The organism is Xanthomonas sp. NCPPB 3583 (assembly GCF_041475715.2).
Taxonomy (GTDB): Bacteria; Pseudomonadota; Gammaproteobacteria; order Xanthomonadales; family Xanthomonadaceae; genus Xanthomonas; species Xanthomonas euvesicatoria.
The window spans coordinates 4,848,075-4,869,046 of sequence record NZ_CM191263.1; the positions used below are offsets into that span (position 1 = coordinate 4,848,075).

11 protein-coding genes and 1 pseudogene are annotated in these 20,972 nt (G+C 65.7%); 5 read left to right on the forward strand and 7 right to left on the reverse strand.

What is annotated here, in order from left to right; translation table 11 throughout:
• Position 1: 1 nt before the first annotated feature.
• Entirely contained in the window at positions 2-2,668 is a 2,667-nt protein-coding gene (gene plsB, locus ACCQ07_RS20760; RefSeq protein ID WP_011349118.1) for a glycerol-3-phosphate 1-O-acyltransferase PlsB, read from the reverse strand.
• Entirely contained in the window at positions 2,668-3,639 is a 972-nt protein-coding gene (locus tag ACCQ07_RS20765) for a hypothetical protein (RefSeq protein ID WP_031424928.1), read from the reverse strand. Before ACCQ07_RS20765 ends, plsB begins: the two co-directional genes overlap by 1 nt.
• 410 nt (positions 3,640-4,049) lie before the next feature.
• Between ACCQ07_RS20765 and ACCQ07_RS20770 the strand changes: the two genes are divergently transcribed.
• The 4 genes from ACCQ07_RS20770 (at position 4,050) to ACCQ07_RS20785 (ending at position 13,286) form a co-directional block, all read left to right on the forward strand.
• Entirely contained in the window at positions 4,050-5,102 is a 1,053-nt protein-coding gene (locus ACCQ07_RS20770; RefSeq protein WP_008571910.1) for a LacI family DNA-binding transcriptional regulator, read from the forward strand.
• A 167-nt stretch (positions 5,103-5,269) separates the two neighbouring features.
• Positions 5,270-8,308 carry a TonB-dependent receptor gene (locus ACCQ07_RS20775; RefSeq protein ID WP_372363629.1) on the forward strand — a complete coding sequence of 1,013 codons (3,039 nt, stop codon included), beginning with the start codon at positions 5,270-5,272 and terminating at the stop codon, positions 8,306-8,308.
• 316 nt (positions 8,309-8,624) lie between these two features.
• Positions 8,625-11,660: a TonB-dependent receptor domain-containing protein gene (locus ACCQ07_RS20780; RefSeq protein WP_218197012.1), complete on the forward strand. Its 3,036-nt coding sequence runs from the start codon at positions 8,625-8,627 to the stop codon at positions 11,658-11,660.
• 105 nt (positions 11,661-11,765) lie between these two features.
• On the forward strand, positions 11,766-13,286 hold the full coding sequence (locus ACCQ07_RS20785) for a tryptophan halogenase family protein (protein WP_372363630.1): 1,521 nt from the start codon (positions 11,766-11,768) through the stop codon (positions 13,284-13,286).
• Between the two features lie 407 nt (positions 13,287-13,693).
• Here ACCQ07_RS20785 and pyrF read toward each other — a convergent pair whose 3' ends face one another.
• Both pyrF and ACCQ07_RS20795 read right to left on the reverse strand, forming a co-directional pair.
• On the reverse strand, positions 13,694-14,425 hold the full coding sequence (gene pyrF, locus ACCQ07_RS20790) for an orotidine-5'-phosphate decarboxylase (RefSeq protein ID WP_122272105.1): 732 nt from the start codon (positions 14,423-14,425) through the stop codon (positions 13,694-13,696).
• The gene (locus tag ACCQ07_RS20795; protein WP_372363631.1) at positions 14,422-15,381 is read right to left on the reverse strand and encodes a 5'-nucleotidase, lipoprotein e(P4) family; all 960 of its coding nucleotides are present in this window, start codon (positions 15,379-15,381) and stop codon (positions 14,422-14,424) included. The genes pyrF and ACCQ07_RS20795 overlap by 4 nt, the downstream gene beginning before the upstream one ends.
• A 331-nt stretch (positions 15,382-15,712) precedes the next feature.
• Here ACCQ07_RS20795 and ACCQ07_RS20800 point away from each other — a divergent pair, with 331 nt between their 5' ends.
• The gene (locus ACCQ07_RS20800; RefSeq protein ID WP_057682059.1) at positions 15,713-16,381 is read left to right on the forward strand and encodes a YceH family protein; all 669 of its coding nucleotides are present in this window, start codon (positions 15,713-15,715) and stop codon (positions 16,379-16,381) included.
• Between the two features lie 276 nt (positions 16,382-16,657).
• Here the strand turns inward: ACCQ07_RS20800 and ACCQ07_RS20805 are convergent.
• The 3 genes and pseudogenes from ACCQ07_RS20805 to rep form a co-directional block, all read right to left on the reverse strand.
• Positions 16,658-17,690: pseudogene (locus ACCQ07_RS20805) on the reverse strand (DUF4272 domain-containing protein).
• A 51-nt stretch (positions 17,691-17,741) separates the two neighbouring features.
• Positions 17,742-18,278, reverse strand: coding sequence for a GNAT family N-acetyltransferase (locus ACCQ07_RS20810; RefSeq protein WP_014091508.1), 537 nt, complete (start codon positions 18,276-18,278; stop codon positions 17,742-17,744).
• A 545-nt stretch (positions 18,279-18,823) separates the two neighbouring features.
• Positions 18,824-20,800 (reverse strand): DNA helicase Rep, encoded by a 1,977-nt coding sequence (gene rep / locus ACCQ07_RS20815; protein ID WP_007971162.1) that lies wholly within the window; start codon positions 20,798-20,800, stop codon positions 18,824-18,826.
• Positions 20,801-20,972 lie beyond the last annotated feature (172 nt).

The following is a 20,972-nucleotide window of genomic DNA, read 5'->3' on the forward strand; positions in this document are numbered from 1 at the left end:
TTTACTGCGGCGGCACAGCCACGTCCGGCTTGGCCGCTGCCGGGCTGACGCGTTCGATGGTATGGCGCAGTTCGCGGCCGAGAATGAACTTGGCGTCCTTGGCCCAGGCATCCAGGCGCTCGTCGAACATCAGCTTGCTGTTGTCGTCCGGCCACACCAGGCGCAACTCGCGCAATTTCTGGATGAAGCCGCGGAACAGGGTCTTGTCGAAGAACTCCGGCGCGGCCGGTGCATACAGCAGGCTCAGACGCTGCGCGGCCTGCTGGCACAGGCTTTCCAGTTCGCCGGCACCGAGCACGCCCGGGCCGTTCTTCACCAGCACCGAAATGGCGATGTAATAGCGCTCGAACGCTTGTTGCAGCGAATGGCCGATCGCGCGCAGGCGGAACACTTCGTCGGTCTGCCCGGTGTTGCGGGTCAGGATGCCGCCGTCGTCGTCGGTGACGTTGAGCAGCAGGCCTTCGCGCACGAACATGTCGATGGTCTGTTCGATGCGTTCGGCAAAGCGGTCTTCGCTCCACGGCAGGAACAACTCGGCCTGCAGGAACGGATACACCGTGCGGCCCAGGCGCAACAGACCGGCGCGGCTCATGCGGCGGTTGTTCTGGAAGCAGCACGCCACCCACGAAGAAGCGGTGAACAGGTGCAGCACGTTGTTGCGGAAGTAGCTCAGCAGCACCGCGGTATCGCCGCTGACGCTGAGCACATCGCCCAGCGGGTGCGACACGCGCGTGAGCACGTTGATCTCTTCGGCGTGGGTGATGATGCGCGCCGGCGTATGCGGGGTGACGGTGACGCGGTCCGAGTACGGCATCTCGGCCAGCAGCTTCTTGCACAACTCGATCTGCGCGATCAGGTCGGCCTCGCCCATGGCGTGCTTGGGCGTGGACAGCAGGGCCAGCGCCAGCAGGTTGATCGGATTGACGTCGGCGGCGCAGTTGATGCGGGTCTGGATCTGCGTAGACAGCATGTCCACCGCGGGCGCCAGCCAGGTGGGTTTTTCGTCTTCCGGCAGCGGCTGGCCGTCCCAATCGGGCGCGTGCCTGGCCAGCACGTCGTTGAGCGCGATCGGCTCGCCGAAGTTCACCACCACCTGGCCGTAGTTCTGCTTGAGCACCTTGGGGATGGACCACAGCAGGCCCCAGATGGATTCCTTTTCCTTCGGCCGGCCGGTGAGCTCGTCCAGGTAGCTGTTGCCTTCCATCAACTTTTCGTAGCCGATGTATACCGGCTGGAACAGCACCGGCTTGCGCGGCTGGCGCAGATACGCGCGCAGCGTCATCGCGATCATGCCGCCCTTGGGCTGCAGCAGACGCCCGGTGCGCGAACGCCCGCCTTCGACGAAATATTCGATGGAATAGCCGCCGGCCACCAATTGGGCGACGTATTCGCTGAGCACGGCCGAATACAGCGCATTGCCCTTGATCGAGCGGCGGATGAAGAACGCGCCGCCCTTGCGCAGCAACGTGCCGACTACCGGCAGGTTGAGGTTGATGCCGGCCACGATGTGCGGCGGCACGATGCCGCGTTCGTACAGCAGGTAGCTCAGCAGCAGGTAGTCCATGTGGCTGCGGTGGCTGGGCACGTACACCACTTCGTGCCCGGGCGCGGCCTGCTTGAGCTTGTCCAGGTGATGCACCAGCACGCCGGCGTAAATGCGGTTCCACACGTGGGTCAGCAGGAAGCTGGCCGAGCGGACCACCGGGCTGGAATAGTCGGCGGCGATTTCCCACGCATAGGCATGCGCCTTGCGCCAGGCATCGACCGGCTTGGAATTGTCGCGCTTGGCCTGGATGGCGATGGCTTCGCGCACCGACTCGGCGGCCAGCACCTGGTCCACCAGCAAACGGCGGGTAGACAAGTCCGGGCCGATCACCGCTTCGCGGATGCGCCGGAAGTGCGTGCGCAACACGCGCTGCAACTTGCGCAAGGTGCGCTCGGGCGGCAGCCCTTCGGCCATGGTCTGGCGCAACGAAATCGGCGGGGCGAAGCGCACGATGGTGGTGCGGCCGTTGAGCAAGACCGACAGCAGGCGGCGGAAGCGGCCGACCAGCGCCCAGTTTTCCGAGAACAGCACGGCGAACCAGCCGCTCTGCTTGTCCGGCGCGCGGCCGACGAAGATCGATACCGGCACCAGATGCACGTCCAGGTCGGCGCGCACGCGGTGCGCCTGCAGCAACTTGGCCAGCGAATCGGAGTGGGTCTTGCCGCCGCGCTGCTCGGGAATCAGCGAATTGCTGCTGCTGCGCCGTGAGAGCGCCAGGTAGGCCCGCTTGCGCTCCAGCGGGTCGCCCGGCAACGGCACCAGCGGCGACGGCAGGCCGACTTCGCGACAGGCCTTGTCCAAAATCAGCGCATTGGACATGCCGTAGTCTTCCAGCACGTACACCACCGGGCGGCCGTCGTCGTAGCGACCTGGTTGGTCCGGCTCGATGGTCAGGCTCAGCCAGGGGTCGGCCAGGCGGCCGAGCAGGCGCGCCCACCACGGGCGCTTGGCGCTGCGCGCAGCGGCAACGCCGGGGGCGATCGATGGCGCAACCGCTGGCGGCACCGGCTCGGCGAGCGGCAAGGCCGCCGTCGTGGCGCCGGTGTCGGCTGCGGCAGTGCTGGGCGGGCTGGGCTGGCCGTCCGGGAACGGCAGGGGATTTTGTTCTGGCATCACGGTCATTATCGCCCAGCCGGGCGTTGCCCGGTGTCGGCAGCCTTCGCCGGCGCGACCGCTGCGGTGTCGGGCACTGCAGTGGCGCTGGGTAAGGGCGCGGCCTGGGCATCGAGCAGCGCCTGCACTTCGTTCTGGGTCTGCAGCTGGTACCAGTGGCCCTCGCGCTTGATCAGCGCGACGTTCAGATCGATATCGTGGGCGGCCAGCGGATAGCGCAGCCGTACCTGGGCGGTGTCGGCATCCTGCTTGATCAAGCCGGTCCGCAGCGCGTCCAGGCTGCCGTCGATCGACAGGTCGTAGCGCTCCAGCACCTTCTTGCAGGTTTCCCAGAACGGCCCGAGCCGGCGCAGGCTTTCTTCCATGCCCAGCCGCTGCAGGTCGGCATCGGAGGTGATGCCGGTGGCACGGGCGGCGGTCACCAGGTCGGCGATGCTGGCCTTGGCGCGGGGGCGATCGGCCAGCGGCGCAGTGGCGGCCCACGCGCTCAAGGCGTCGACCAACTGCACGTAATGGGCGCGCTGCTCGGGCTGGTAGTCGTTGCGGCTACGCAGGTATTGCACGCCGAACTGGCCCAGCGATTGCGCCGCCTGCGCGATGCCCTGGGCCTGGCCGGCCAGCTGCGCATCGAAGGCCTGCTGCAGGCGGCGTTCGGCATCGGGCGCCGACAACGACCCGAGCAGCGCGCCGACTTCATTGGGCAGCGGCAGTTCGGTCAGCGGCCAACGGCTGGCACCGCTGCGCCACGCCGCCTCCAGCTGGGTGTATTGCGCAGGCGTCACCCGGATACGCGCATACGCCACCAGATCATTGCGCCGCAGCGGCAGGGTCATCGCCTGCATCGCCGCGGCCGGCTCGGCCTTGGCGCCGGGCAGTGCGGGCGCGGTCTGGTTGCGCTGGCAGCCGCTCACGCACAGCGCGGCCAGCAGCAGCCACGCGGCGAAGTGGAACCGCCCTGCACGGACGGTAGGTAGCGACATGCGCACGATGTTCCCCCTGATCGATCGGCGCATCTTGCTGTCTGGAGGCATTGGCGGCAAGGCGGGCGCAAACCGTGCGCCACGGTATGGTGGGCAGATGTTACGTTTTCGTAGTTCCTGGCACGTTGTCGACCAGTGTCCAACATTGGCTGCTGATGTCTTATTCGGACAAACTTGTCCAGCGATCGGGCTTCAGCCCTTGCGCCACTTGCGTTTGGCCCAATGCTGCGGCGCATCATGTAAGCGCTTGCAGTTCCTGCTAGCGTGCGCTGCATCTCGCTTGGGGGTCTCCATCAGATGGGGCTGATGTCATTCATGTGCCTGTGTGACACGGGCGCTCGGTGCCAGCAGGCCGTGCGCCTCACCCTGGCGCGCGGTGCCACGCGCGTTGACCTGGAGAACGCCACAGCATGAGTCGGCCACGGTCCGAAGGCGGCAGCGTCACCATCAAGGACGTCGCGCGCGAAGCGCAGGTGTCGGTGGCGACGGTCTCGCGCACCATGAACGGGCATCAGCACGTGGCCGAGTCGGTACGCGAGCGGGTCTTGCAGGTGGCGCGTGCGCTCAATTACATCCCGCACCACGCCGCGCGCAGCCTGAGCAGCCGGCGCACCCACACCATCGGGGTGGTGCTGCCGGACCTGCATGGCGAATTCTTTTCCGAATTGATCCGCGGCATCGACCAGGTGGCGCGCGAGCAGGGCTATCACCTGCTGGTGTCCAGTTCGCACGGCGACCCGCAGGCGCAGCGCCGTGCACTGGAGCGCCTGCCCGGGCGCGTGGACGGCGTGGTGGTGATGTCGCCGTCGCTGGGCGATTCGGGCGTGCATGAAGACGCGCTGCCCGGTGGCCTGCCGGCGGTGCTGCTCAACTGCGCCGGCAGCGCCAGCCAGCGCCCGGTGCTCAATGTGGACAACTACGGCGGCGCGCGGGTCATGACCCGGCATCTGCGCGACAGTGGCCACCGCCGCATCGCCTTCATCGCCGGGCCGGACGACAACTTCGATGCGCATGAGCGCCTGCGCGGGTATCGCGACGAACTGGCGCTGGACCCGGCCGCGCAGCCCTGGGTCTTGCCCGGCAATTTCGACGAAGAATCCGGTTATCGCGCCGGCCAGGCGCTGGCCCGGGACACGCGGCCCGACGCCGTGTTCGCCGCCAACGACATGATGGCCTTGGGCTGCCTGTTCGCGCTCGGCCACGCCGGGCTGAAGGTGCCGCAGGACATTGCGCTGGCCGGATTCGACGATGTGCCGATGGCGCGCTACGTGCTGCCTGCGCTGACCACGATGCGGGTGGATATCGCCGGCCTGGGCGCGCGCGCGTTGCAGTTGTTGCTGGGCCAGCAGTTGGTCGATGCGCCTGCACCGCCTTCCGACGCTGCGCCGCCGGCGTTTTCGCAGATGGTTCCGGAACTGATCGTGCGTGCGTCCAGCGCCGCCCGCAGCACATCGGGCCATTGACGTCTATGCACCCTGTCGCATCTTCACGAATTCTTTACGGTTTCTTATGTTTTTTATAACTCTATCGTTGCCGCTACCGCTGCTCGTTCGTCCTTGAAACAACGCGTCACCCTGCGCCACGCCGACCACGCTGCCGGTACGCGCCTGACCCCTGGGAGGGGGAAGTCATGAAGACCTACCGTACCGTCTCCACCCTGCCGGCGCGCAGCCTGCTGTGCTGCGCCCTTGCCGCTTCGTTGCTGGCCGCCAGCCCGGCCATGGCCCAGTCCAGTAATGCCACCCTGCGCGGGCAAGTCGCCGCGTCCCAGGCAGGCACCACGGTGACCGCCACCAATGTCGCCACGGGCACCACGCGACGCGTGGCGACCGGGCCGGACGGCAGCTATGCCCTGGTTGGCCTGCCGCCGGGCACCTACAAGGTGGATGCCGGCCCGGGTACCGAGAAGACGGTGACCTTGTCGGTGGCCTCGTCGGTGAGCCTGAATCTGGGCAGTGTCGGCGAGGCGACGACGCCCGCCGATGGCACCGCCACTACCCTGGACACGGTCAAGGTCACCGCCACCTCGCTGCAGGAGGTCAAGACCTCCGAAGTGGGCACCAATGTGTCGCTCAAGCAGATCAACACGGTGCCGCAGCTGACGCGCAACTTCCTGGAGTTCGCCGACACCGTGCCCGGCATGCAGTTCGAGACCGACCCCAACGGCAACAGCCGCATCCGCGGTGGCGCGCAGGCCAGCTCGGCGGTCAACGTCTACATCGACGGCGTGGGCCAGAAGAGCTATCTGTTCGGCGGCGTCTCCGGCCAGGAGCAGAGCGCGGGCAACCCGTTCCCGCAGCTGGCGATCGGCGAATACAAGGTCATCACCTCCAACTACAAGGCCGAGTTCGACCAGGTGGGGTCGGCGGCGATCGTGGCCTCCACCAAGTCTGGCGGCAACGAGTTCCACGGTGAGATCTTCGGGCGCACCACCAATACCGACTTCCGCGCGCGTCAGGCCGACGAGCGCGCCGGCGCGCCCAATGCCGACGGCAGCAAGCGCCAGACCCACCAGGACGAATACGGCATGGCCTTCAGCGGGCCGATCGTCAAGGACAAGGCGCATTTCTTCGTCAGCTACGAAGGCAAGGGCTTCGAGGTGTCGGCCAACCCGGTCTCGGTGCCGGACAGCTTCAGCGCCCTGAGCGACGACCTGCCGGCCGGCGTGCAGAGCCGCCTGGGTTCGGTCACCCGTCCGTTCAAGGAAGATCTGTACTTCGGCAAGATCGACTGGGACGTGGGCGAGAACGATCGCCTGGAGTTGACCGCCAAGTACCGCGACGAAAAGAGCCGCGACGACGTGGGCGACCGCAACACCGCCATCGCCGGCAAGAACAACCTCAACACCGAAGAGCGCTATGACCTGCGCTGGCAGCATTTCGGCGAACGTTACGTCAACGAGGCGCGTGTCTCCTACGAGGACGTGCTGTTCAACCCCAATGCCTTCACCCTGGGCAACCAGAACATCTATACCCGCGGCGTTGCCGAAGACGATGTGCTGATCCGCGACAACGCCACCAGCGGCCTGGCGATCCAGCGCAAGGGACAGAAAGGCCCGAGCTTCCAGAACGACCTGACCTTCAACAGCATCGACTGGCACGGCAACCACGTCATCAAGATGGGCGTGAAGTACAAGGAGGTGGAGCTGACCCAGAGCGAAAACTCGACGGTCAATCCTTCGTTCTATTACGCGGTGGCCGATGGCCTGGGAACCTCGGCAATTCCGTACCAGGTGAAGTTCAACCTGCCGTTTGCCGGTGCGGCGCCCTCGGTGACGACCAAGAGCAAGCAGCTGGGCCTGTACATCCAGGACGATTGGGACGTCAACGACAAGCTGCAATTGAACCTGGGCGTGCGCTGGGATGGCGAGAAGATTCCATCCTACCTGGACAACGTGACCCCGCCGGAAGTGGTGGCGGCCTTGAACGGCCCCGGCACCGACCCGACGGTGAGCGCCACCTACGCCGAGCAACTGGCCAAGGGCGGCGTCAACATCAACGACTACATCAGCACCGGCAATAACCGCAAGCAGGACAACAACAACTTCGCGCCGCGCCTGGGCTTTTCTTACGATTTCCGTGGCGACGAATCGCTGGTGTTGTTCGGCGGTGCCGGACGCAGCTACGACCGCAACCTGTTCGACATCCTGGGGCTGGAGCAGGTCAAGTCGGCGCTGGCGCAGTACACGCTCCGCTTCGCCGAGGCCGCGCCCGGCTGCACGCCGGCGCCGGGTACCTGCGTCAACTGGAACCCGGCCTACCTCAGCGACCCGGCAAGCCTCGGCGGTCTGGTCAATTCGGGTGTGCGCAACGGTGAGATCGACCTGCTCAACAACGATCTGAAGACGCCTTATTCCGACCAGTATTCGCTGGGCCTGCGCACGCGGCTGGGCGAGTGGAACACCTCGGCCACGGTGTCCTACATCCACAGCAAGGACGGTCTGATCCTGACCTTGGGCAACCGCTATCCCAATGGCGATTTCTTCCAGAATGGCGGCCAGCCGTGGAACGAGAATCCGCCGGGCTTCGGTTCGCTGCTGATCGGCAATAACGGCGTGGAAACCAAGACCGGACAGCTGCTGCTGTCGGCCGACAAGCCCTATACCCAGGAAAGCGGCTGGGGGCTGACGGCGGCCTACACGTTCTCGCGCGCACGCGGCAACCGCGGCAACGACGAGCGCTACGGGTTCGATGCGGCCACCATCGCCGACTACCCGTTCCTGGATCTGAACGCAGTGCCGCGCCACCGCCTGGTGCTGACCGGCATCTACGATTTGTTCTGGGGCATCAGCGCCTCGGCCAAGCTGACCCTGGCTACGGTGCCGCCGCGCAATGAGGCGGTGTCCTACGACCAGTACGGCGGCCAGCCGTCGGAGAACATCCGCATCGTTTCGGTGGATGCACCGGGCGGCAAGTTCATCGCCGGCGGCGACATCTTCGGCACGCGCCAGCTGGATCTGTCGCTGTCCAAGGACATGCATGTCACCGAGGCGTTGACCGTGCAGGTGCGCGGGGATCTGATCAATGCGCTCAACTTCCGCAACTACGATCAGTACGCCATCGACTGGGGCCAGGACGGCGTCTACAACCCGCGTGCCAGCATCAACCAGTACGGGGCGCTGTCCACCTCGCCGCGGACGCTGTTCCTGAGCGCACGCATCATCTGGTAAGTCGCTAGCACCGCCGCAGTCGCCAGCACAGGGGTGCCGCCTGTGCTGGCCATCGTGCACGGCACGCATCCTGGTGCATCGTTGGTCTTGCATTGCCCGGTGATTGCCACGGCACTGCATCGTCCACGCGTCGCCATTGCCTCACCCGTCTCGACCCGTGCCTGAAGGAGCAAGCACCCGTCACCGCAGACCCTTGTCGTTCTTGCAGCCCTTGCAGCTGCTGTTGCCTGTTGTCCCTGTGTTCCACACCAAAGCACCGACCCAACGCGCCAGTCACTGCACTGCGTCGCGCTTTACCCCTGGGAGGGGGAAAGTCATGAAGAATCACCGCACCGTCTCCACCCTGCCGGCGCGCAGCCTGTTGTGCTGCGCCCTGGCCGCCTCGTTGTTCGCCACCACTCCGGCCATGGCCCAGTCCAGCAACGCCACCTTGCGCGGCCAGGTCGCTTCCGCGCAGAACGGCAGCGAAGTCGTCGTCACCAACATCGCCACCGGCTCGGTGCGACGCGCGCCGGTCAATGCGAACGGCAACTACACCATCGTCGGGCTGCAGCCGGGCACCTACAAGGTCGAATCCAACGGCATCAGCCGCACGGTGACCCTGTCGGTGGCCTCCAGCGCCATCGTCGATCTGGGCACCGAGACGGCCGCCGCGCCTGCCGGTGATGCGACCACGCTGGATACGGTGACGGTCAGCGCGCCGATGATTCGCGACGTCAAGACCTCGGAAGTGGGCAACACCATCAGCGCGCGCCAGATCCAGCAGTTGCCGCAGGCCACGCGTAACTTCCTGGAGTTTGCCGATACCGTGCCGGGCATGGTGTTTCAGGTCGATGGCAACGGCAACACCAAGCTGCGCGGCGGTGCATCCAATGCCAGCGCCGGCAATCTGTATATCGACGGCGTAGGCCAGAAGAGCTACGTGCGTAGCGGCGGCGTCGCCGGTCAAAGCGATACGCAGGGCAATCCATTCCCGCAGCTGGCGATCGGCGAATACAAGGTCATTACCTCCAACTACAAGGCCGAGTACGGCCAGATCAGTGGCGCGGCGATTACCGCGGCCACCAAGTCCGGCACCAACGAATTCCACGGCGAAGCGTTCTATCGCTATACCGATCAGGACCTGCGCGACAAGCGGCCCGACGAAGAAGCCAATGGCAAGATCGACTCGCAGACCAAGGAATACGGCTTCGCACTTGGCGGGCCGATCATCCAGGACCGCATGCATTTCTTCGTTGCCTACGAAGGCAAGGAAAACGTGGCGCCCAAGAGCGTGCAGCCGAGCTCGGAGGCGGCGGCCTTCGTCAGCCAGTTGCCGGCCAACCTGGCCAGCCAATATGGCCCGGCCAACATGCCGTTCGAAGAAGACCTGTTGTTCGGCAAGATCGACTTCGAGCCCACCGATCGCGATCGCATCGAATTGAGCACGATCTACCGCGACGAGACGCAGACTGCCAACGTCGGCGGTACCAACACGCTCGCGCAGGCTACCGACAAGATCAACAAGGACAAGCGCACCAACCTGCGTTGGCAGCACAGTGCCGACAACTGGTTCAACGAGGTCATCGTCGGCACCGAAAATTCGGAGAACAACCCGACCCCGCGCACCCTGGGCAATGGCATCGTCTACACCTATTTCCAGCCACGTGCCGGCTCCACCGATATCGATGAGCGCACGTTCCTTACCACCGGTTCGGCTGGCGGCAAGAACGCGCAGCGCAAGAGCCAGAAAGGCTGGTTCATCCAGAACGATCTGACCTTCACCAGCTTCCAGTGGCATGGCGAACACACCATCAAGATGGGTGTGAACTACAAGGACATCGAGCTCACCTCGCAGGATGCGGCGGCGTTGAATCCGCAGTTCAGCTATCGCGTCAGCAATGGCAGCATTGACTCAACGCCGTACCGCGTGGACTTCATTGCGCCCTACACCACGCCAGGCCAGCGCGCCACGGTGGTCTCGCCGTCCAAGCAGTACGGTATCTATCTGCAGGACGACTGGGCCGCCACCGACAAGTTGATGATCAACATCGGGGTGCGCTGGGATTACGAAGACACCCCGGCCTACACCAACTTCGTCACCTCGCAGGCGTTCGTCGATGCGCTGTATGCCAACGACGCAGAAAATCCCGGCCAGCCGTGGGCAAACCGTCTGCTGCCCAGCGGCATCAACGTGGCCGACTACATCAGCACCGGCAACAACCGCAAGAACTTCAAGGATGCCTGGGCGCCACGCTTCGGTTTTTCGTATGACATCTTCGGCGACGAAGCCGCCATCGTGCATGGCGGTGCCGCGCGCTCGTACGACCGCAACCTGTTCGAACAGTTGGCGCTGGAAACCAGCAAGGCGGCGCTGTCGCCGGTGGCGGTGTATTTCGAAAACCCGGCCACCGGCACGTGCTATCGCGCCGACCGCACCTGCGTAGCGTTCGACCCGCGCTATCTCAACGGCATCGATCAGCTCAACACCATTCCCGGTGTCGCCGGCAGCGCCGAGCTCTTCATGTTCAACAACAAGCTCAAGACGCCGTACAGCGACCAGTACAGCATCGGTATCACCAACCAGGTGGGCGACTGGCTGACCGATGTGACCTTCCAGCGCATCCTGAGCTACGACGGTTTCGCGATGGGCTTGATCAACCGCTATCCGGATGGCTCCTACTTCCAGAACGGCAACGTGCCGTGGGGCGAGCCGGTGCCGGGCTATCAGAACACCATCCTGGGCAGCAACGGCCTGGAACAACGCAACAGCCAGGTGCTGTTGTCGGCCGACAAGCCGTACACCAAGGAATCCGGTTGGGGCCTGACCTTGTCCTACACCCACACCAGCGCGCGCCAGAACCGCAACATCGACGAGCCTTACGGCTTCGATAAGGCCACTATCCGCGGCTATCCGTTCGTGAAGTCCGATGCCGTGGCCGCACATCGCTTTGTCGCTTCCGGTTCGATCGATGGTCCGTGGGGCGTGACCTTCGGTGCCAAGCTGGTGTTGGCCACGCCCGAGCCGATCAACACGATCGCCTGCTTCGGCTTCACCGATCCCGATGGCGCCACCTGCCAGCAGGTCGGCGTCACCCCGCCGGGTAGCGGTAAGTTCCTGGTCGGCGGCGATATCTGGGGCTACCGCACGGTGGACTTCCAGGCCACCAAGGAGTTCACCGTGGCCGGCGACTTCAAGCTCAACGCACGTGTGAACCTGCTCAACGCGTTCAACTTCAAGAACTACAGCGCTTACGCCTACAACGGCTTCGGCAGCAATGGTCAGTTCGCTCCGGACATCGCCATCAACACCAGTGGCGAGATCAACTACGTGCCGCGCAGCGTGGTGCTGGAGATCGGCGCCAAGTTCTGATGCGCGCATTGCCACATGCGCCGGCACGGGCATGTGGTATTTCGAACGGGGCCAGCTGGCCCCGTTCGTGTGTCCGTCCGCTGTCTTGCTCAGGAATGCATCGACATGATTCCCGCTCCACTTCGCAACATCGTCATTGTCGGCGGCGGCACCGCCGGCTGGATGGCGGCCGCCGCGTTTGCGCGCGTGCTCGGGCCCACTTTCAAGGTGCAGCTGATCGAGTCCGACCAGCTGGGTACCGTCGGGGTGGGCGAAGCCACCGTGCCGCACATCAAGGCCTTCAACAACCTGCTCGGCATCGAGGAGGCCGAGTTCGTGCGCCAGACCCAGGGCAGCTTCAAACTCTGTATCGAGTTCGTCGACTGGCAACGCCCGGGAACCGCGTACATGCATGGCTTCGGCACCCAGATCGGGCACCCGCTGGGGCTATTGCCGTTTCACCAATACTGGATCAAGCAACACGCACGCGGCAGAGCGCAGCCGTTGGGCGCGTACACGCTCAATACCGTGGCGGCTGCGCGCGGCAAGTTCATGACCTCCGCCGGCGATGTGCCGGCCAACTCGCCGCTGGCCAACATCGCCTACGCGTACCACTTCGACGCCACGCAATACGCGCACTTTCTGCGCCGGTATTCGCAGCAGCGCGGCGTGACCCGCATCGAAGGGTTGGTCGAGCAGGTGCAGCTGCATCCGGAAAGCGGCCATGTGCAATCGCTGCAGCTGGCGTCCGGACAGACGGTGCACGGCGACTTGTTCATCGATTGCTCCGGCTTCCGTGGGCTTTTGATCGAAGAGGCGCTGCACACCGGCTATCACGACTTCACCCACTGGCTGCCGTGCGATCGCGCGCTGGCAGTGCCCTGCGAAAAGGTGGGCCCGCCCACGCCATACACACGCTCCACTGCGCGCGCAGCCGGCTGGCAATGGCGCATTCCGCTGCAGCACCGCACCGGCAACGGCTATGTGTACTGCAGCGCGCACATCAGCGACGACGAAGCGGCCGCCACGTTGCTGGCCAATCTGGACGGCAAGCCGCTGGCCGACCCGCGCCCGCTGCGCTTCACCACCGGGCGGCGCAAGCAGTGCTGGAACCGCAATGTCGTCGCACTGGGCCTGGCCAGCGGATTTCTGGAGCCACTGGAATCGACCAGCATCCATCTGATCCAGTCCGGCATTTCCAAGTTGCTGGAGCTGTTTCCGCGCGAGGGCATCAGCCCGGTGCTGGTGCAGCGCTACAACGACCGGCTTGCATTCGAGTTCGACCGCATCCGCGACTTTCTGCTGCTGCACTACCACGCCACCGAGCGCGACGACAGCGCGTTCTGGCGGCATTGCCGCCACATGCCGATCACCCCGGAGCTGCAGACCACGCTGGACCTGTTCCGCGACAGCGGGCGCTTCTATCGCAATGCCGAAGAAATGTTTGCCGAAATCAGCTGGGTGCAGGTACTGGTGGGCCAGGGCATCCTGCCGCAGGGATATCACCCGCTGGTGGACCAGGTGCCCGACCGCGACGCCGAAGGCTTTCTGGCCAGCGTGGCGCAGACCATCAGCCACTGCGTGGATGTGATGCCAAGCCACCAGCAATTCATCGACCGCTACTGCAAGGCGGCTGCGTTACCGTAAGTGCCTTGGTTTGCACTGCGGCTGGAACTGATGCTGAAGGTGGTGGCAGTTGCGCATGACCGATAACGAACGCAGGGATCCAAGCGTGCGCCAACGGCGCGCTTCGCGCGTGCGTCCAGGCGATGCATGCTCGCCTGGTGCCGCGGGTAACGCGCGATCTATGCCACCACGCAGCCAGCCACTGATGTCGGTCGCCACGACACGCGAACGTGACGGCAAAAAAAGGATCGGACACAAGGCCCGATCCCTTCGAAAACCGGGACAAGCCCGGTGGACAATGAGTGGCACAGCTTCCGACTGACATCGGACGCTGGCATGTTAACGAGACTTTCACATTAAAGCAATGCTTTAATTGTTGCCGCCTAAGCTATTGATTTATTTGGAAGCTGGCCGCTGCTTCGGCCCGATCAGTTTCCGTTCTGCGGCAGTGCCGCGCGGATCTCGTCCTGGATGGCGGTGGCAGCGGCTGCAGGGTCGCTCGCCTGGCGGATCGGGCGGCCAACGACGATCGCGTCGGCGCCGTCGGTGAAGGCCTGCGCCACGCCGACCGTGCGTTGCTGGTCGTCGCCGACCGGGCCGCCGGGGCGGATGCCGGGGCAGACGATCGAAAAGTCCGGGCCAGTGGCGCGGCGGATCGGGCCGGCTTCCTGCCCCGAAGCGATCACGCCATCGATCCCGGCGGCCTGCGCAGCCAGCGCGCGTTCCACCACCACGTCCACCGGTTCACGGTCGATGCCCATTGCCGCCAGGTCCGGGCGGCCCATCGACGTCAGTACCGTGACCGCCAGCAGGCGCATGTCACCGTGATTGGCCTCGGCGGCGGCCTGCAGCATGCCGGCGTGCCAGCCGTGCACCGTGCAATAACTCACCGGCCACTGCGCCAGGCGGCGAATCGTGCCGGCCACGGTGGCGGGAATGTCGAAGAACTTGAGGTCCACGAACACGCGCTTGTCGCGCTTGGCCAGCGCATCGAGCACGCGGAAGTACTCGCCCGATGCCAGCAGCTCCATGCCGATCTTGTAGAACGACACCGAATCGCCGAGCCGGTCCACCCAGGCGATCGCTTCATCGTGGCCGGGCACATCCAGCGCGAAGATCAGCCGCTCATGCGCGGCCAGCGGCAAGGGCGCGCGGCTCATCGGGCCACCTCCAGCGCAGCGCGCTTGGCGTCGTGGCGCTTTTGCCAGGGTTGCGCGTAGTCGTTGTTGAACTGCGCCGGCTCCCAGCCGCCGTAGCTGGGGTTGGGCAGCATCCACCAGCGTTCGCCGAACCAGTCGTGGTACTGCTGCAGCAAGGCGCCACGCGCCTGGCCGGTATTGGCGGTGACCTGCACGAAGTCGCCCAGCTGGTCGCCGAACTGCATCAGCACGCGGTACTTCTGTCCGGCCAGCTGGCGGCGGCAGTTCTTTTCGCTGCCGTTCTGCTCGCAGCCGGGCACCACCGTGCCCAGGCCGAGAAATACGCTGTCATCGGCCACCGGCAGGCCCACGCTGCGCAGATTGGCCAAGGTGGCGTCCTTCAGGTGCACCGCGCGGTTGGAAATGTAGATCAGGGTGATGCCGCGGGCATTGGCGGCCTTGGCGAAATCCACCACGCCGGGAATGGCAGTGGCCTTCTTCTCGGCCACCCACTGGTCCCAGCTCAGCTCGTCGTATTCCTTGCCATCGCGCAGCAGCCGCGCCTGGTAGGGCGAGTTGTCAAGCACAGTCTCGTCCACATCCAGCACCACCGCCGGCTTCAGGCCGGTGGCGGCATTGCCGCGTTCCTCCGGCACCAACGCGTCCCACTTGGATTGCTTGAGTGCAGCATCCAGTTTGTCGGCCGCAGCGCGATAGGTCTGCTCGGCCACGGCACGGTATTCCTCCGAGCGCTGCATCCACAGCACCGCATTGAGGTTGTCGTCGCCGGCCGGTGCAGTGGTGGACGACGTTGCGGCCTTGCTGGCCGCAGCGCTGGCGTCGGCATCGGCAGTTGCGGTGGCTTCCTGCGCGTGCGGGGCTGGCTGCGTGTCGGCGGGCTTGCAGGCGCCCAGGGCCAGCGCGGTGCAGGCGATGAAGGACAACGGAGCGTAAAGCGAGGGGCGCATGGCATCCACCGGGACAGGGTCGACAATAAAGCGTGCGATTTTAGCCGGTTCGCGCCGTACCGCTCGCGCTGGCCGATGGCGGCGCCATCGAAATGACAGGGGCGCACGGATGACGGTCGCCGCAATACCGGTCGTCCAACCGCGTGGCTGCATCGGTCTTCCACACGATGGCGAATATGTGCCGTGCCCGTTCCTGGATGCCCACGCCCGTTGCCGGCGCACGACGCTGACATGCGCGACACCGTCGATGGCGTCGGCCACCTTGCATAGCGTCGCAGCGGAAGAACGCCGGCAGCGGATCGGCATATCCTTGTGCGCTGATCGCCTTCCGGAGTCATCCATGACAGAGACCTCGCCCCCGCCCGTCCTCGATACCGCCCAGGCCCGCGTGCTGGGATGCCTGATCGAAAAGGAGGCCACCACGCCGGACGCGTACCCGCTCACCGTCAACGCCGCGCAGGTGGCCGCCAACCAGAAAACCGCACGCGAGCCGGTGCTGAATCTGCAGACTGGCGTGGTGCACCACGCGCTGCGCCAGCTGGAAACCCTCGGCTTGGTGCGCCAGCAGTTTTCTTCGCGTGCCGAGCGTTACGAACACCGCCTGGGCAGCGTGCTGGATCTGACCCGCCAGCAAGTCGCACTGATCGGCCTGCTGCTGTTGCGCGGCCCGCAGACGCTGGGCGAGCTGTACGCACGTAGCGAGCGCCTGGCGCGTTTCAACGATGCCGACGACGTGCGCCATCACCTGGAGCGGCTGATCCAGCGCGGCCTGGCCGCACAACTGCCGCGCGCCAGCGGTCAGCGCGAAGACCGTTACATGCATCTGCTCAGCGGCGAGCTGGATGTGGAGGCGCTGCAGGCCGCTGCCGCGCGTGCGGCGCCGAGCGCGCGCAGTGGCAGCGACAGCAGCGACCTGGACGCGCGGATGCAGGTGCTGGAAGCAACGGTCGCCGAACTGCAGGAGGCGCTTGCCGCGGTACAGGCGCGGCTGGACGCAGCTGGCGCCTGATCTGTGCGCGGCACCCACCGACGGCCGTAGCGGCAGCGCGGCAGGTGTGCGGCAGCATCGACGTCAGCTGCCTTGGGTGACCCGGCAGTTGCCGGATCGCTCGATACGCACCACGGCACGCAGAGGCATGTGGCATCGCCTGCAAGACCCGCACGGTCTTGTCGCCCGGCTGCACGATGTCAGTGTGTGCGCGTGTTGGATGGATGCACCGGCCAGTCCTGCCGCGTCGGTGCAAGCGCTGCCCGCGCGCGAACGCCGGGGCGGGGCACGCCAGCGTCAGGTCGGCGTGTCCACCTCGTCCCATTCGGCATCTTCGAAGTGCAGTAGCCAATTGAGCGCGTAATGCCGCTCATACACCACGCCCGGCACGATGCCGGCGGGGACCGGCTGACCGGATTGGCCGGCCTGGCGGACCGCCCAGTGCAGGCGCAGGTGGCGGTCCAGCGTGTCCAGCAGCTCGGCGAGCGGGCGTCGCGCCAGCGTCGGGCGCTCGGCGGCTTGTGCGTTGTCCAGCGCGCGCTGTGCAACCAGGGGTACATCGCACAGCGCGTTGGGTTCCGGCAGCGTGTCGGCCAGACCCAAGGCCCATTGCAGCACGGCCAGGCTTTCGTAACGCCAGCCGAAGTTGGCCAGCGCCTGCGCATCCGGCGCTGGCTGGGCGAAGAAGGCGCGCTCCTGCGGCGACAGCGCATCTGCCACGCCGGGAAGACGCGTCTCCACCTCGGCCAGCGACGGCGGCGTATCGCCAGCGGCCAGGATCTCTGCACGCAGCGCCACCGCAAACAACGCCAGCATGCGTCGACTGACGACTGCCGCATCGCGCACGCGCGCTTCGGCCTCGCCGGGCACCGGCGGCAGGCTGGGCGGCACGCGGATGCCTTGCGCGGCCAGCACGGAAAGTTGCTGCGCGCGCCGCTGCAACGCATCGGGCGGATACGGTACCTGCGCATCGTCGTCGATCCGGCTCGCCCTGGCTGATCAGCACCCGCCCCTGCGGGTCGCGCACGCTGCCATCGGCCAGGAAACACACCGCATTGGCGTGCTCGGCCCACTGCGCCAGCGCGCCGAAGTCCGCATCGTCCACCTCGAAGCTGAAGTGCTGCCGCACCCGCTGCACATGCCGCATCAGGTGATAGCGCGCCTGGGTCATCTGCCCATCGCCGGCCTGATTCACATAGCCGACAAAGCCGTGCAGATGCGCGGCCAGTTCCGGGTCGGCGTGGTCGCGATGCTGCACGGCAGTCTGCGGCAGGAAGTCCGGCCACAGGGGCGTGCGCAGCGTGGAATAGGCGTTGACCAACAGTGCCATGCAGGCCTCCCTGTGCGGTGGAAAACAGCCGGCAGGGTGACGCAGCGCTGCTCAGCTGTCCACGCCACCAGGGCCTAGGTCGATCGTGTAGTACGCCACGGCCTCGGTGCCGGGACTCAGCACCCGCAGGCTCTCATAGCGCAGCCCCAGTGCTTCCAGCGCGCGGATCGACTCCGCATTGCCTGGCGAGACGATCGCGCACACCTGCGTCAATCCCAGTACTTGGCGTGCATGCTCCAGCACCGCGCGTCCGGCTTCGGTCACGTAGCCCTTGCCGCGATACGCGGGCAACAGCGCAAAACCGATATGCGGCACCGGCAAGGTCTCGCGGCACAACAGGCCCAAGGTGCCCATGAAGGTGCCTGCCTCGCGCGTTTCCAGCGCCCAGTGCGCGAAACCGTGTTGTTGCTGATGCGCCTGCGCCCATTCGCGCACATGCTCGCGCGCCTGCTCGCGGGTGCGGATACCGCGGTCGTTGATGCCGGCGATGAACGCAGGATCGTTGACCAGCGCCAGCATCGCCTCGGCATCGCGCTCGGGATCGAGCAGACGCAAGCGCACGCGTGCGGTTTCGAGGATGACGGTCACGGCGCACTCCGTTGGCGGGAACCTCAGACTGCCGTGCGGCAGTGGCACTGACAAGACTGACGACTGCACGCATGGCCACGCTGCAGTACCCGCACGGTTGGCGATATCACTCCGTTGGGCTGGTGCAACTGGCGTGCGCCACCGGCGCGTTGCCGGCTCGCCTGGCTGGCCAGCAACGCTTCAGCCTTGGGCCGTGCCAGCGACGGCGCGGGCGATCATGCCGGGCCTGCATGCCAGGCTGTTCCACGTCTGTTGCAGGTCGCGTGCTGCAGCGCGTAGTACGCACGTCGAGCGGCAAGACTGCGCATCGATGCGCACCTGACCGCCAGCGCATCACGGCCGAGACGTTCACGATGCGCTCCATCCTTGCGCACGCGTGCCGCGCAGGGCAGCCGGCCCGGGAGGCTCAGCGTCAGGCACGCCTGGCAACCGATGTGTGCCACGCACTCACCCGCAGTGCCTCCGGCAGGCGCCCAGCGCCGTCTTGCCTGCCAGGCTCACCTGTTGATGCACGTGGCGCAGCTGCCCGCGCGGCTCAGGAAAACTCAGTCGAACAATGCCTGGATCGCAGCCAATCCCGCACTGGCGCGTTCCTTCTTGCGCTCGGCGTCGGCCACCGGGTCGGCACCATCGCGCTGCAGTTCTTCGGCCGGAATCTCATCGAAAAACCGGCTCGGCTTCAGTCGCACATGCTCGCCGAACTTGCGCGTCAGCTTGCTGTGGCTCATCCACAACTGCTCCTTGGCGCGGGTGATGCCCACGTACAGCAGGCGGCGCTCTTCCTGCAGATTGCCTTCTTCCAGGCTCACTTCGTGCGGCAGCACGCCGTCCTCGCAGCCGACGATGAAGACATAGCGGAATTCCAGTCCCTTGGACGCATGCATGGTCATCATGCGCACCTGGTTGCCGCCATCGTCCTTGTCGTTGCGCGACAGCAACGCCAACTGCGCAGCCAGATCGCTGGCGCTTGCACCGCGCGGACCACCCTCGAACCACTCGGCCAGCTCGTCCAGATTGCGCTTGCGCCGCTGGAAGCCGGTCTCGTCTTTCGATTGATTGCGCAGGTCGTTGAGCAAACCGGACTTGTCGGCCAGCAGGCGCACCAGCTCGCCGGCCGGCATGCTGGACGAGTGCTCGCGCATATCGCGCAGGATGTCGGTAAACGCACTCAAACCGTTGGCTGCGCGTGGCGGTAAATGCTGCAAGGCGCCCATCGACTCGGCTGCGCGCGACATCGGTACCGACTTGGCGCTGGCAAGTTCGGCAAGACGCGCCAGCGAGGTCGCACCGACTTCGCGCTTGGGCGACTGCACGGCACGCAAGAACGCCGCGTCGTCATCCGGGTTGACGATCAACCGCAACCACGACAGCAAGTCCTTGACCTCCTGCCGCTCCAGAAACGCGGTACCACCGGTGAGGTGATACGGCACGCGCAACAGCTGCAGCGCTTTTTCCAGCGGCCGCGATTGAAAATTGCCACGGAACAGAATGCAGAAGTCGCTCCACGGCACCTGCTTGGCGGTACCCAGGAACGAGATCTCCGCGGCGACCTTTTCGGCTTCGTGCTCGCTGTCGCGGCATTCCCACACGCGGATGCGCTCGCCGTCGGCCTGGTCGCTCCACAAGGTCTTCAAATGCTCGTGCGGGTTGTGCGCGATCAACGCGTTGGCCGCACGCAGCACACGATTGGAGCAGCGGTAGTTCTGTTCCAGCTTGATGATTTCCAGAGCCGGATAATCGCGCGCCATCTGCTGCAGGTTTTCCGGATTGGCGCCGCGCCAGGCATAGATGCTCTGGTCGTCGTCGCCCACGCAGGTGAAGTTGCCGCGCGGCCCGGCCAGCATCTTCAGCAGCCGGTACTGCGCATCGTTGGTGTCCTGGCACTCGTCCACCAGCAGGTAGCCGATGCGCTCGCGCCAGCCCATCACGATGTCTTCGTTGGCTTCCAGGATCTGCACCGGCAGACGGATCAGGTCGTCGAAGTCCACTGCGTTGAAGGTGGTCAGCCGCGCCTGGTAGCGCTCGTACAAGCTGGCCGCTTCCTTTTCGCGGGTGCTGCGTGCGGCCGCCATCGCCTGCTCCGGCGACAGGCCGGCATTCTTCGCGCGCGAGATCAGGTTCTTGGCATCTTCGATCGCATCGGGCTTGGCACCATGCATCAGGTCCTTGATCTGCGCGGCGGCATCGTCCGAATCGAAGATCGAAAAGCCGCGCTTCAAACCGGCGGCGGCGTGCTCGATCTGCAGAAACTTCAGGCCCAGTGCGTGGAAGGTGCAGATCGTCAGGCCGTCGGCACCGTCGCCGCGAATGCGTTTGGCCACACGCTCGCGCATTTCCTTGGCGGATTTGTTGGTGAAGGTGATCGCGGCGATCCGCTTGGCCGGATAGCGGCCGATGGCGATCAGATGCGCGATCTTTTCCACGATCACGCGCGTCTTGCCGCTGCCGGCGCCGGCCAGCACCAACAGGGGACCTTCGCAGTGCAGCACGGCGGCGCTTTGCGGGGGATTGAGACCGTACATAGAGGCTTCCGACAGAGCGCGCCATTGTACCGGGGCTGCCCGCGGCTGGCCGACGCGATAGATTCATGTCTCCAGTGCGGCTAGCCCTGCCCACAACCGGAGGCTGCTCCCACACGCTCGACGGCAGGCGTCGACCCCGCCCGACCGCGCCAGCGCAGCGCACACAGGCGCC

Excerpts from the sequence above, each read along its gene's own strand:
- rep (WP_007971162.1), bottom strand. The coding sequence starts at position 20,800 with ATGTACGGTCTCAATCCCCCGCAAAGCGCCGCCGTGCTGCACTGCGAA.
- ACCQ07_RS20800 (WP_057682059.1), top strand. The coding sequence starts at position 15,713 with ATGACAGAGACCTCGCCCCCGCCCGTCCTCGATACCGCCCAGGCCCGC.
- plsB (WP_011349118.1), bottom strand. The coding sequence starts at position 2,668 with ATGACCGTGATGCCAGAACAAAATCCCCTGCCGTTCCCGGACGGCCAG.
- ACCQ07_RS20770 (WP_008571910.1), top strand. The coding sequence starts at position 4,050 with ATGAGTCGGCCACGGTCCGAAGGCGGCAGCGTCACCATCAAGGACGTC.
- pyrF (WP_122272105.1), bottom strand. The coding sequence starts at position 14,425 with ATGAGCCGCGCGCCCTTGCCGCTGGCCGCGCATGAGCGGCTGATCTTC.
- ACCQ07_RS20775 (WP_372363629.1), top strand. The coding sequence starts at position 5,270 with ATGAAGACCTACCGTACCGTCTCCACCCTGCCGGCGCGCAGCCTGCTG.
- ACCQ07_RS20765 (WP_031424928.1), bottom strand. The coding sequence starts at position 3,639 with ATGTCGCTACCTACCGTCCGTGCAGGGCGGTTCCACTTCGCCGCGTGG.
- ACCQ07_RS20785 (WP_372363630.1), top strand. The coding sequence starts at position 11,766 with ATGATTCCCGCTCCACTTCGCAACATCGTCATTGTCGGCGGCGGCACC.
- ACCQ07_RS20780 (WP_218197012.1), top strand. The coding sequence starts at position 8,625 with ATGAAGAATCACCGCACCGTCTCCACCCTGCCGGCGCGCAGCCTGTTG.